A 12,327-nucleotide genomic window follows, 5' to 3' on the forward strand; every position below is an offset into this window, starting at 1 on the left:
ATATACAGATAATATGAGTGACACGTCTTACACTTTCGATATTCCAGTTGATAAGTCCTCCATCATTAAGGTGATTGGAGTAGGTGGCGGAGGAGGAAACGCCGTAAAGTATATGTACAATCTTGGAATCAACGATGTTGATTTTGTGGTTTGTAATACCGATGCGCAGGCCCTGAAGAACAATCCCGTGCCCAAAAAATTACAGATCGGGGTAAACCTTACCGCTGGTTTGGGGGCAGGAGCAAAGCCTGAGCGTGGCCGTGAGGCTGCTCAGGAGAATAAAGAGGAAATCCGTGAGTTGTTGGGAGAGCATACCAAAATGGTATTTATCACCGCAGGAATGGGTGGAGGTACCGGTACCGGAGCTGCTCCTGTCATTGCACAGGTAGCCCGCGAGATGGATATTTTGACCGTCGGAATAGTGACTTTTCCTTTTGGCTTTGAAGGCCGTTCCAAGCAAAGACGTGCACTGGAAGGAATTGAGGAATTAAAGGAATATTGCGATACGGTGATCGTTATATTGAACGATAAACTGAAAGACATTTATTCCAATATGAAAGTTCGCGAGGCTTTTGCCAAAGCGGATGAGATTTTGACCACTGCGGCCAAATCTATTGCGGAAATTATTTCTGTTCATGCGGAAGTCAATGTCGATTTTGAAGATGTGAAAACTGTCATGAAAGATTCTCGTGCTTCTGTGATGGGATCTGCGGAAGTACATGGAGAAGATCGTGCAATCAGAGCGGCAGAGGCTGCCATTGCTTCCCCATTGTTGAACAACCGTGATATCCGCGGCGCCAAGCGCATTTTGCTTTCGATTATGTCCGGAGAGGATGCGGAATTGGATATGCAGGAATTGGCCGATATTACTGAATTTATTCAGGAAAGAGCCGGAGAGGATGCCGAGGATGTTATCTGGGGTCATGGTGTAGTGCCGGAGCTAGGTGAAAAGATTCGTGTTACGGTTATCGCCACGGGATTTGAGGATAAGGAAGGAGAAGACGATTCCGATAACAATGAAACTCAACTTCTGGAGGCCAAAAAAAAAATTATTGATGTAGATAGCGGTAAAACCATCCGTACGGAAAGTGTTGCTAGTCAGGTGAATGCCGTTCAGGAGGAAAATACGCCGGTTCCAACGGAGCCGGTAGCACATGAAACGGTGATTAAAGCCAACCCTTTACCGACTACGGAATCAGTGAAGGTTGCGCCGGTTTCGGAGCCAACGGTTGCTCCGGATAGAGAGTCCCAAGCCACCTCCGAGCCAATAGAAATGGAGATCTCGGTGAAGGATCCGGTGAATGATTTCTCTAATCCGGGAGATTATGGCATTCCTCCGGTACCTGCGGATGATGAACATGAAAATACTGGCGTGGTGACTTATGATCTCCGTGATGATGAGAAAACCATTGAAGGTAAACGTCATGACATCAGTGTTCCTGATGAAGAGGAAATTCGCAAAAAGCGAAGAGCTCTGGAGGAGGAACGCCAGAGGCGAGAGCGTGAAATGTATGGCCATCGTCCGGTAGAGGATGAGGAAGATTATAAAGAAATGATTTCTCAGCCGGCTTACTTAAGGAGAAAGAAACCTTTAAATGAGGTGAAGCCTTCTTCAGAAGAAAATGCCTCTCGCTTTCAGGTAAGCCCGAACAATAAGCTTTTAGGAAATAACCGATTTCTACATGACAATGTAGATTAAATAAAAAACGGCGACCCCATCAGGTCGCCGTTTTTCGTCTTGTCCTTTAGGAATGTGCTATTACCACATATAACCTAGTTTGATTCCAAATACCAGCCAAACAGGAGATTCCTGTACATAATAATCATTCGGAAGCGTATGGTGTTCATAATTATTTACCTCTTCATTAGCACTGATATTCACTTTCCGAAATTCTAATCCCGTATCAATCCCCAGTTCAAATTTTTCCGAAAGCCGGAATTGATAGCCGGTATTCAAACTGAAGCCATAAGTGAAAAGCGTTTGTTGATAATCCTTCTCGATGCTGTAAAGGTATTGGTTGTCTTTTCTTACTTCCAGAAATCCATTTCTTTTAAAATCAAAATAGCGGGCTGCTAATCCCATGCCGAAATAATATCGGTAGTTTTGATGTCGCGTTCTCTGGTAATATTTGTATACCATATTTAAGCCATAACCATTCATGTATTGGTAATCCTCAACATCATGGAGCGCGGTATTTGGCGTGTTTTCCGTGAAGTAGAGTTCCGTCTGCAGGGCGTTTTTTTCATTATAGGGATGCTCATAGGCAATAGCGTATTCAGGCTTATTGAGTATGGCCCTGTATGCATCAATTCGAATCGCCCTGGGATGATATTCCGGGTAGTGCTTTTGGTATTTATAGTAAGGCCTTTCGTCATTATTTTGTGCCTGAAGTAGAACAGGGCATAGCAAAAGGAAAAATAAAAAAGCTCTCATACTTATTGAATTTGGCTGATTAATTTGATGTTTTGCTGATCGCGATAGCTATACTGGACAATGCCGTCATTACCGATAATGACCAGGGTTTGATTATGAGGGATTAAATCAAAGGCGTGGATGTCCTGAAAACTTTGGAGGAGCACAGGGTCAATGGGATCACTAATATCAAAGACTTTAAGTCCCCAGTTCCCTTCGCAGATAAAAAGGAGGTCATTATCAATACCAAGACCATGTGGGTTTTCCAGTGGAATAGTTTTGACGAGCGTAGGCCGTTGTATGTCTTCCAGATTGATAATGTCCAGTTGGTTCACCTCATTCCAGCAGGCATTGCCCGCTCTAAGGGTTGAATAGGCATAAGGAAATTGGACTACAACAGGGTCGCAGGAGCGGATGTGATCAAATTCTGAAATTTTGTTCAGGTGGTTGCCGGCACTAATGTCATAAATTAAAACACCTGTAGAAGTTCCAATAAAAAGATAATCCTCTGTGGGGAAGAGGGTCTCCATCTCCCGGCTAATATTTTTCGATTTTTTGAATTCCAAGGTTCCATTATCCTGATGAATGGTGTAGGAGGATAATTTGCCCATAGGTGGATTGAGCATAAACAGGTAGTCTGAGGAAATGGCGAATTGCGCCATGGAACCATTTATTCCTGTTGATGAATTGGGTGCTATATCGCCATTTTCATTACAGGCCGCTACCCATACACCAAGGCAAAGAATCAAAAGTAGGTTTAGTGTCTTTTTCATGGTGTTTATCTTTTACATTTTGTGGAGGTAGCCTTTGATTCTTTCCATCCGATAATCTCGCCCTTGCTTTCATCCGGACAGACTATTTTCAAACCAGGGGGGAGTTCATCATAAACATTGTGTGGAAATTGGTCCGGAAGGCGTTGAACCTCCTCCACGGTGGATTGCTCAAAATTAATTTTCAATACAACCAAATCACTGAGGTGTTTGGCATATATAAAATCATTTTTGATGGAAAAGCCGTTGATTGCAGGAATAGGTAGGAATCCGATTTTTTGTGGATTTTCGGGATTTTCATTATTGATAATGTGTATCCCTATTCCGCTTTCGGCAATCATGAGGTAGTGTTGATAAATCGTCACCTGTCCGGCAGACTCAATAGCTCTTTTTTCAGCTAGTTGTGTTGGGATTTCTGTGGTTTCCGCATAGATGGGCTCATAAATCTTATTCAGGTCAAAGCGGGTGTTTCCAGGTGGGAGAGGATCAACACAACAGTCGTCTCCTATGCAGGACCATAGACTAAGGCTGATGGTCAATAAAAAAAAGAGTCTTTTCATAAATGTAGGTTTTTATTCAATGTACTACATTGATGAAAGACTCTAAATGACAAATGTCTTATTTTATATTAAATAAGTATTAAAATTATTCTTATTGTCCCCGATTGGTGCTTTCAAAAATTTTGTCTGCAGACTGGGCGACAAAACCTGAGTATAGTTTCCCCTCTTCAGTAGGGTAGCGATAGGCAAATTCATAGTAACAGGCCGGAATGGCATGTTTTCCGTCTGTAAATTCCACTTCTACAGTGTCAGCAAGGGTGGAAGATTGCTCTAACAAGACATCTTTGGAACCTTTTATTTCACCACCGGAAGTATTTAATTTAAAGTCTAATCGTTTGATATAATCATTCATGCCTATCAGGCTATGGATGCTTTTCAGGTGGTTGACAAAGACGGTAAAATGATTAGGCCGGAAGCCGTGTGCGGCCATCCAGCCGGCATATTCACTTTCTTCTAATAATTTTAGATAAGTAGAATAATCGAGCTTCCAGGGGCGGCCAATATTCACAAAATCATATCGCTCATTCATGCCCTCAGGAATTTGATCCAAAAGTTCGCGCACCGTTTGGTTCAATGCCGGGGAGAATTCTTCCAGTTTTAGTTCAGAAATAAATATTTTGGGCATCAGTGGATCCAGATGTTCAAAGTGTTTAGCATATAGCTTTTTTGCCTTGAATTCATATTCTCCTTTTTCCTTATAGCCTCCCTCGATAAATGGCTTTTTCAATACCTCAATATTTACCCGGGGGTCATTATAAGTCCGAAGAGCAATATGATCATTGATCACCTTATCCTCCTGTTCTAATAAGCTATTGTATATTTTTCTGACCTGGGGGTTCATGTGGGAATAATCTTTCCACATTTGAGCTAATAACGCATCAAGATTCTGTGCTTGCATGGGAACTGGGTTTATTGTTGATGTATAGAATTTAACAATAGCCCGCCGAAATAAGAAAAAAATAACAATATTTATCTTCCGCCTTCGGTTATTAATAAAGCGGTTGTCTCAAAAGTAAATTTTGCTTTTCCAGCCGGATTAAGCCTAATAAATCCTTCTTTAGCTGCAAGGCGGTATAATGGAGGAATTTTTCCAAATTCTTTTTTTTCAAGGAAGCAGATGAATGAGGAGAAAGCATTTTGCCCAAAATTGGGCTGTTGGTAAATTAGTGATCACTATCGTATTGAGTTGAACATGATTTGTTTGTGGTGAATCTCTAAGTCTGTTGGGGAATAATTCGGCTTAAGAATCCATTATTTGCAAACCCGCTTCTGGGAGGGTACCTGCCTTTTGAAAAAAAGAGGCGGTCTCAGTTGATGAGACAGCCTCTTTTCTTATTCCGAATGATGTGCTTCTATCCTGCTTTGGCTGCATGGTGGGTAATGAAGGAATTTTCCTTATTTCGTTTTTTTACCTTGAATTCCAATTTTAAATGCAAGTTTTATTGATGGTGATCAAATTTTTTCTTTCACCATGAATATATTCGATAGGCGTCCAAAAATTCAATTTCTTTCTTGGGCGATTATTGAGGGTTTCTTCTACTTGGAGTACTGAATTCATTTTGATATTGTCCATTGATTTCCCTTTAGGAAAGTACTGTCTTATTAGGCCATTTGTGTTTTCATTGGTACCCCTTTGCCAACTGGCGTAAGGGTCTGCAAAGTAGGCCACACAACCAACAGAGGCTTCTAATTCTTTATGGCATGCAAATTCTTTCCCATTATCACAAGTAACCGTCTTCCAAGGTATTAAAGATCTTGAAGCCATATCTTCTAAAGCTTTCAAAACATCTTTATCTGATTTGCTTAATGCTATTCCGATCAATGTATATCTAGACCTTCTACAAACAGCCGTAACCAAAACATTTGACTTCTCCTTGGTCCCTACCACAACATCAAGTTCAATATGCCCAAACTCCGATCTATTATCAGCCTCCGTGGGTCGAATATGAATAGGTTTCCGATCTGGAATTTTTGATCCATTTTTTGAATTAGATTTCCGTTTTTTCCTTTTCCCCTTACTGATCCTAAGGTGATTAGCCAATTCAGGGACACTATAAATGAATTGATAAATTCCTTCAACTGAGATCATAGGAGTCCCTTCCTCTTTGCATCTTCCAGCTATTTGTTCTGGGCTGAAATCATTATCAATAAGAAACTTACGAATTACTTGTTCCATTTCAGGGGTCCGTTTATACGGTTCCCGATTATTTTTACGATTGGCCAGGTACTTACTATGCGCCGTATCAGCGTCGTAATACCCTTTACGACAACGCTTTATTTCTCTCCCTATAGTCGATACATGAAATCCAACTTTATCAGCAATAGCTGTTTTATTGAACCCTATTTTAACTAACGCTTCAATTTCATATCTTTGTGTCAGGGTAATCTGGGCCATTGTTATTTCTTATTTAAGTGCAATTAGATTTAAATTTCAAAGGTACCGGATACCTTTTTTTTATGCCAAATAAACTTGCACTTAAAATTAGAATCCAGGTACAACATAGCAGATGAGTGAAACGCTAGCCTGCTCCAATTCAACTATTTCAAATCCAGGAACAATTCGCCTGAAGATAAGGTCCGGTCCTTGGTCTGGATGGTTGAATCTTGCGCTGCCTAATCCGGCTTATTCTGATAGGAAATCACTTCTTTTGGCTAGCAACGCTTTTGCCCGCTTCTTTTCGATGAGCACGATCTGTTCATCGTTTAGAAGGCCAGCTAGCATTTTTTCCCCCTTAGCCGTACGGAAAAGTTTCAGTTCTCCATTGTGTTCTTTTCGGATGTCATCAATGGTGATAATGGCCATCGGTTGGCTTGCAATCAGGCTGTCTAATTCTTTAACCTGCCCGCGATCCAAATACTGATCTACCTGTAAATAGGCAAATTGACTTAAGTATTGATTGAGCAATTTTTGATCTCCCTCCGGCAATCCCTCGATCTCCCATTTTATACTATTGGAGGTGATTTCAAAATTGTCTTCCGGATGTTCGGGATATTGTAATTGCAGGCTTTTCAAAGATCTTGGGCTGGATTCGAAAATCGCTCGCTTTCGCCAATCATTTGGCAATACTTCGAAAATACCGGTCACATAGCTGTTGTAACCCGGTAGGTGTACAATGGCCGGGACATCATCCTCTTTTTGAAAATAAGAAAGCGTTTTGGCCGGATTTCCTACAGTTATAAATTCGGAGCTGCCTTCTCCGCTGGTGACCTTAACTTTTATGCCATTTTCGGTCAATAATCGATAAACAGATTCTTGCTCTCGTTTCGGCACCCGGCGTTTCACCTCCATTTGGTTGAGGATGCTGAGCAAAACATCAATCATACCGCTTTCTGCCGGTAGCTCGTTGACGAGCCAGCCGTCTTTTTGGCGGTTTAATAAAGTCACTTCCTGTTGGTTGGTGATCTCGATGCTGCGAATAGCGGCGGTGTCCGCTATGGTAAAGGCGTTGAGGTCCGTGAATTTTTGGCGGTCGCTAAAGTCTACCGAGATTGAAACGACAAACCAAACCAGCAGTCCAATTAATATAATGAGCAGTTGTGTGTTGGTTCTCATAATGTTAGAATTTGGCAAATCGTTGCTGGCGAATAAAATACCAGGCAATTCCAAAAATTAAGATCAATAGGACAGGAAATCCGATGTTTAATACCTGCCAGAATAGCTTTTCTTCCAGTACTTTGACTTTGTCTAGCGGGCGGATTTTAACACTTTTATTTCTGGCGATGATAATGCCGTTTTCGTCCAAAAGGTAATTCAAGGTATTCCGCACAAAGTCTGCATTGGCAAAATCCTGTCGGCTGAAGGGATCAACTCCTAAAGCGACCGGTTCTCCGCTTTGCGGGTTTACTTCGTTGATCAGTATGTCAGCATCCCCCACAACCACAATGGCATTGTGGGCACTTTCTTTTTTGAAATTTACCTGATCGGCGAAAGCTGGCAGGAATCGATTTTTATAAATAGATTGAAAATTTCCTTCCAGTAAGTAGGCAATCGGAATAGGTCCCTGATTAAACTTCTGAGGGTCTATTTGCCCTCTCATATTGGTAAGCTCTATTAAGACCGGCGCCGTTACCTTTCGGGAATAGGGCGATGAATACATTAAAGCGGTTTTTTGTACGCCTTTGACTTTTACGGTGTCCAAAGGTGAAACATAGGCCGTTTTAACCGCATCCAGATTATTCACCATCGGATTTTTACCGAAAACATTAATCAGGGGATAATAAGGGAAAGGCATCAGTTGAATTTGAGGCTGATCCCCCATATTGCCAGTGACAATCGGGTAGGTGCCCGCATTTAAGTCCTGTATGATATTGGGCTGCACTTTTACGCCCCATTTAAATAAAAGGTCCGCCACCCCTAAATCTTTCTGAAGCGCAAAGGCAGAGCCATCTGTTCTTAAGCTATCAGTATTGATCTCGAAACTTTCTCCAAAGACTAATAGCTTCCCGCCGCGCATCACGAACTGGTCTATGATGTACTGTTCCCGATCGCTAAAATGTTGCTGGGGACGGATCATCATCAGAGCATGGTAATTCGAAAGTTCTGACATATTTTTGATGAAGGTCAGATCATAATCATCCTTTAGTGCCTGTTGAAGGCCGTCTAATGCCTTATTTTTGATTTTCCGGTCTCCATTATAAATCGCTACTTTTTTTCGCTCAATATTAGTGAGCTTTTTGATAGCAGAGATTAATTCATATTCCACACCCTCCACAGATTGGTTCAATCGCTCCTGGGGTGGTGCCGATTTATTCCCCTTAAAAAGCATGACTCCCATGTCCTGGCCTCCATAGGAAACAATGGCGCCGGGGAAGATCATCTTTTCAATTTTTTTGCCGTTTTCAGTGGCGTGAATATTGGTAGGCTGTATGCCTAAATCCGCCAAATACTGGTAATATTGATTGCGGGCCTTGCTATTTATGGCCAGCGAAGGGTCTGTGAATTTGTATTGAATTTTATCGCCGGCATAGGAGCGGAAAACCTCTAGTGTCTCGTGAATGCTTCGGTTGAGCCTTTTGAATCCTGCCGGAAAATCTCCCTCCAGCTGGATATCGATGTAGACCACATCATCCAGATCTGTCAGGATGTTTTTAGTGGCCTGACTCAGGGTATATCTTTTTTCCTCGGTTAAATCCACCTGAAAAAAATAGTCGCTTACCAATAAATTGAGGTTAATGGCCAGCATCAACACAATTAGTGAGATTAGAATATCCCTTACTTTTAGGCTGTGAAATTTTTCTTTCATTTTTACCATTTTCTACTGGAAATACTCATTCGGGTAAATTGCAGTGCGACCACCATCACCGAGCCAAAATAAAACAAATCGCGGGAGTCAATTAAACCTTTGCTCATGCTTTCATAGTGGGATAAAATTCCCAACTGGTTGATGAGCGGGGAGTAATCACTCCAAATATTGATATTGCTAATGGAATCAAAGCCGGAGTACATCATGAAGCAGAGGAAAATGGCCGTAATGAAAGCGATAATCTGATTTTCGCTCAAAGAGGAGGCTAAAATACCTATAGCGGTAAAAATACCTGATAACAGGATTAGCCCGAAATAACTCCCCACTATGGCGGCAGAATCAATATTGCCCACCGGGGAAGCTAATTGAATTAAAGAAAAACAATAAATCAGGGTGGGGATGAGCGAAATGATGACTAAAAACCAGGCTGCCAGAAATTTCCCCACAATGATTTGTATATCACTGATCGGCTTGGTGAGTAGGAGTTCCAGGGTGCCCGTTTTTTTCTCTTCTGCAAAAGTACGCATACAGATTGCAGGAATTAAAAACATTAATACATAGGGCCCGAGGTTAAAAAGCGAGCTTAATTCAGCATAGCCGTAATCAATAACATTGGTTTCGGGAAAAACCCAAACAATCAGCCCGGTAACGATTAAGAATACCCCCATCACCACATATGCGATGAGTGAGTTTAAGAAATTCTTAACTTCTTTAGAAAATATATGTAGCATTTCAAATTGCTATTGGATTCAATTATTTATTTAAGAGGTTAACTCCTGGAATGCTTTTTCAATAGACCATTGCTCCCGGCTTAATTCAATTAAAGGGATGTTGTTTTGAGCAGCAGCCTGGAAGATAAAATAACGAAGGTCTTGTTGCCCTGTGGCTACAATTCTGTATTTCAGTGCCCCGATTTCTTCCACAGCCTCAACGCCTTCAAGGTCTAAAATTGGCTTTAAGTCCGCCTCAAACTGAATTTCTAATAAAATATGCTGTTTTTCCAGTTTGTATTTTAAGTCATTAATAGGGTGATCTGTAATGATATTGCCCTGATCAATAATGATCACCCGATCGCAGAGGGCTTGTACCTCCTGCATGATATGAGAAGAAAAAATAACCGTTTTATTTTTACCCACCTCTTTGATCAATTGTCGTATTTCTACCAATTGATTGGGATCCAGGCCGGTAGTAGGTTCATCCAAAATTAAAACCTCCGGGTCGTGAATAAAAGCCTGTGCTAATCCGACCCTTTGCTTATACCCTTTGGAAAGCTGTCCAATTTTTTTGTTTTGCTCCCTTTCTAAACCACACATCTCCACCACTTTGGAAACCCGCTTGGCCAGAAATGAACCTCTCAAGCCCTGGACTTTACCCGCAAAACGGAGGTATTCGTGCACGTACATGTCCAGGTATAGCGGATTGTTTTCCGGTAAATATCCCACTTTAGCTCGAGCCTGTAAAGGATTTTCCGTCACATCAATCCCACAAATCTCCACCGTTCCGGAAGAAGGACTTAAATAGCCTGTAGAAATTTTCATGGTGGTGGATTTACCCGCCCCATTAGGCCCCAAAAATCCCAGGATTTCTCCCGGGTGGGCTTCGAACGATATTTGGTTCACGGCTTTTTGTTCGCCGTATATTTTGCAGAGATTGTTGATTTTTACAGACACACTAAAATGAATTATCCTTGCTGCAATAATGGCATAAATTCATTGAATTTTCAATTTTGAAAGCCGCAGCTGCCGGATTATTTCCATTTTTTAGCCCGAACTATTCACCGCTATCTTTAGAAGATCGCCTTAAAGGACTTAATTCCACTTCAATAAGATTGAATTTACTGATTTGATAATAGCCCAAATTTTAGGCAAGCAGGCTTTCCTTTCCTTCATCTGCTTCGTTGGAAAAACTCAAATTAGGTGACTATTCCTTCATTTCTTCCACCTGGTAGCTAAACGATGATTTAGGTACTGGCTAAAACCAAAATTCGCAACGAAAATTTGATTATTGCAGAGGAGATAGCCGATTATTTTAAGAGAATAGCATCGCTATTGTTAAGAAATTAACCTAAACCGCTTCCAAAAAGTCGAATTGGCAGCCGGATGGTGTGCTTTTAAAAACGCTCTTATGCAGGAATAATCCGGCTGAGGACAGGACCACCTATTTTTGACCTCCACTCTCTAAATATGTTTTAAAGTGGTCCGTATTATATTTCGCCATTCCTTTTTTAGTCGAGATCACTTTACCATTGGGGGAAATGACATAAGTGGTCGGTAATACCTGAGAGCGGAATACTTCCGGTAAGCCTGCCTTTAACCTATAGGAGTTGAATCTAGGGCCTTTATTTAAAAATTTCTCGAGGGCTTCCCGTTCCTTGTCCATATTTACCAGTACAAAGGCTACTTTTTCCGGATCAGTTCTTTCCTCCAGCGCTAAAATATCCGGTAACTCTGCAATGCAGGGAGGGCACCAGGTAGCCCAAAAATTTAAAAAGATTGTTTTGCCTTTGAAATCTTCGAATGGAACCTCCTCCCCATTTTCATCTAAGAGCATCCATTGATATTCCGCCTCGGGCATGTTCTCCAATTCAGCAGATTCTGAAGGTTGAAAAATTCCGGTTTTTAATATTAAACCCTGTAAGAAGCCTAATACCGGAGCACGAAGGTTGGGCATAAAAACGAGCATGAGCAGAAATCCAGCAAGGAGGATGTCCAGCCAATGTTTTTTTAGTCGAATTAATACATCTGCTTTATTCATATGCAATTTTACAATAAATGAAGGGAGTAATTCGTCTTCTCGCAGCTATTTGTTGTTTTATCGAAATAATTGCACATAATAGGTGGTACCCTCCACCTCATATTTTGCAATACAGGAACTGACCAGATAGGGGCTATTCAGGTTTTTTTTATATTCCGGAGATTCCATCCAGACATCGATAGGATTAAGCCGAATATCATCTTGCCTTTGGATATTAATTTTCCAATCCTTGCTGAAATGTGCTGTGCTGTACTCATATTGGAGGGCTTCAGCTCTTTTTTGGGCGAAGCTGTACATATAATTATCCCATTTTAATGGCGCCAAGTCTTTGGAGGCCCGGTAAGCATTCACAATTTCCAAATAGGATTTCATCTCATTCTTTTGTCGGACACTATAAAATGGAAGCAGGAATAAAAGGATGGAAAAATAAATTTTGGTCATATAGTTTTCGGGAGTTTTGATTAATGGGGATCCCTCAAATCACAGGATTGGAAAATCTCCTGAACTTTTCAACCAAGTTATGGTAATGGATATTAAATTCCTAAAGGCAATAAAAGAAACGATTTGATGGACAGTGGCCCCTCCTG

The 12,327-nt window shown here is 41.2% G+C and carries 12 protein-coding genes; 1 reads left to right on the forward strand and 11 read right to left on the reverse strand.

The window, feature by feature from the left end:
- The first annotated feature begins 13 nt into the window (after window positions 1–13).
- A complete protein-coding gene (gene ftsZ, locus AAA970_RS05525) occupies window positions 14–1,699 on the forward strand; it encodes a cell division protein FtsZ (RefSeq protein WP_060685921.1) in 1,686 nt (561 codons plus the stop codon).
- A 60-nt stretch (window positions 1,700–1,759) separates the two neighbouring features.
- Here the strand turns inward: ftsZ and AAA970_RS05530 are convergent, their stop codons facing one another.
- The 11 genes from AAA970_RS05530 to AAA970_RS05580 all read right to left on the reverse strand — a co-directional run bounded on the left by AAA970_RS05530 (window position 1,760) and on the right by AAA970_RS05580 (window position 12,181).
- Window positions 1,760–2,434 (reverse strand): hypothetical protein, encoded by a 675-nt coding sequence (locus tag AAA970_RS05530; RefSeq protein ID WP_338236262.1) that lies wholly within the window; start codon window positions 2,432–2,434, stop codon window positions 1,760–1,762.
- 2 nt (window positions 2,435–2,436) lie between these two features.
- Window positions 2,437–3,186, reverse strand: a complete 750-nt coding sequence (locus AAA970_RS05535) for an LVIVD repeat-containing protein (protein ID WP_338236263.1) — start codon at window positions 3,184–3,186, stop codon at window positions 2,437–2,439.
- A 5-nt stretch (window positions 3,187–3,191) separates the two neighbouring features.
- Window positions 3,192–3,743 (reverse strand): hypothetical protein, encoded by a 552-nt coding sequence (locus AAA970_RS05540; RefSeq protein ID WP_338236264.1) that lies wholly within the window; start codon window positions 3,741–3,743, stop codon window positions 3,192–3,194.
- Between the two features lie 91 nt (window positions 3,744–3,834).
- Window positions 3,835–4,641 (reverse strand): DUF1338 domain-containing protein, encoded by an 807-nt coding sequence (locus tag AAA970_RS05545; RefSeq protein WP_338236265.1) that lies wholly within the window; start codon window positions 4,639–4,641, stop codon window positions 3,835–3,837.
- 528 nt (window positions 4,642–5,169) lie between these two features.
- Window positions 5,170–6,138: an IS30 family transposase gene (locus AAA970_RS05550; RefSeq protein WP_338236266.1), complete on the reverse strand. Its 969-nt coding sequence runs from the start codon at window positions 6,136–6,138 to the stop codon at window positions 5,170–5,172.
- A gap of 228 nt (window positions 6,139–6,366) precedes the next feature.
- Complete coding sequence (locus AAA970_RS05555; RefSeq protein ID WP_338236267.1) at window positions 6,367–7,296, reverse strand: DUF4340 domain-containing protein; 930 nt, start codon at window positions 7,294–7,296, stop codon at window positions 6,367–6,369.
- A 4-nt stretch (window positions 7,297–7,300) separates the two neighbouring features.
- A complete protein-coding gene (gene gldG, locus AAA970_RS05560) occupies window positions 7,301–8,986 on the reverse strand; it encodes a gliding motility-associated ABC transporter substrate-binding protein GldG (RefSeq protein ID WP_338236268.1) in 1,686 nt (561 codons plus the stop codon).
- A gap of 2 nt (window positions 8,987–8,988) precedes the next feature.
- Window positions 8,989–9,717, reverse strand: coding sequence for a gliding motility-associated ABC transporter permease subunit GldF (gene gldF / locus AAA970_RS05565; RefSeq protein WP_338236269.1), 729 nt, complete (start codon window positions 9,715–9,717; stop codon window positions 8,989–8,991).
- A gap of 30 nt (window positions 9,718–9,747) precedes the next feature.
- A complete protein-coding gene (gene gldA, locus AAA970_RS05570) occupies window positions 9,748–10,656 on the reverse strand; it encodes a gliding motility-associated ABC transporter ATP-binding subunit GldA (protein ID WP_053404449.1) in 909 nt (302 codons plus the stop codon).
- A 487-nt stretch (window positions 10,657–11,143) separates the two neighbouring features.
- A complete protein-coding gene (locus AAA970_RS05575; protein ID WP_338236270.1) occupies window positions 11,144–11,740 on the reverse strand; it encodes a TlpA family protein disulfide reductase in 597 nt (198 codons plus the stop codon).
- Between the two features lie 57 nt (window positions 11,741–11,797).
- Window positions 11,798–12,181 (reverse strand): CAP domain-containing protein, encoded by a 384-nt coding sequence (locus AAA970_RS05580; protein ID WP_338236271.1) that lies wholly within the window; start codon window positions 12,179–12,181, stop codon window positions 11,798–11,800.
- Window positions 12,182–12,327: the final 146 nt, after the last annotated feature.

It is taken from the genome of Persicobacter diffluens (assembly GCF_036244895.1).
Taxonomy (GTDB): domain Bacteria; phylum Bacteroidota; class Bacteroidia; order Cytophagales; family Cyclobacteriaceae; genus Persicobacter; species Persicobacter diffluens.

What these genes read in the sequence shown, in the direction of transcription:
- AAA970_RS05535 (WP_338236263.1), bottom strand. Translation starts at nt 3,186, where the DNA reads ATGAAAAAGACACTAAACCTACTTTTGATTCTTTGCCTTGGTGTATGG.
- AAA970_RS05580 (WP_338236271.1), bottom strand. Translation starts at nt 12,181, where the DNA reads ATGACCAAAATTTATTTTTCCATCCTTTTATTCCTGCTTCCATTTTAT.
- ftsZ (WP_060685921.1), top strand. Translation starts at nt 14, where the DNA reads ATGAGTGACACGTCTTACACTTTCGATATTCCAGTTGATAAGTCCTCC.
- AAA970_RS05550 (WP_338236266.1), bottom strand. Translation starts at nt 6,138, where the DNA reads ATGGCCCAGATTACCCTGACACAAAGATATGAAATTGAAGCGTTAGTT.
- AAA970_RS05530 (WP_338236262.1), bottom strand. Translation starts at nt 2,434, where the DNA reads ATGAGAGCTTTTTTATTTTTCCTTTTGCTATGCCCTGTTCTACTTCAG.
- AAA970_RS05540 (WP_338236264.1), bottom strand. Translation starts at nt 3,743, where the DNA reads ATGAAAAGACTCTTTTTTTTATTGACCATCAGCCTTAGTCTATGGTCC.
- AAA970_RS05545 (WP_338236265.1), bottom strand. Translation starts at nt 4,641, where the DNA reads ATGCAAGCACAGAATCTTGATGCGTTATTAGCTCAAATGTGGAAAGAT.
- gldF (WP_338236269.1), bottom strand. Translation starts at nt 9,717, where the DNA reads ATGCTACATATATTTTCTAAAGAAGTTAAGAATTTCTTAAACTCACTC.
- AAA970_RS05555 (WP_338236267.1), bottom strand. Translation starts at nt 7,296, where the DNA reads ATGAGAACCAACACACAACTGCTCATTATATTAATTGGACTGCTGGTT.
- gldG (WP_338236268.1), bottom strand. Translation starts at nt 8,986, where the DNA reads ATGAAAGAAAAATTTCACAGCCTAAAAGTAAGGGATATTCTAATCTCA.
- AAA970_RS05575 (WP_338236270.1), bottom strand. Translation starts at nt 11,740, where the DNA reads ATGAATAAAGCAGATGTATTAATTCGACTAAAAAAACATTGGCTGGAC.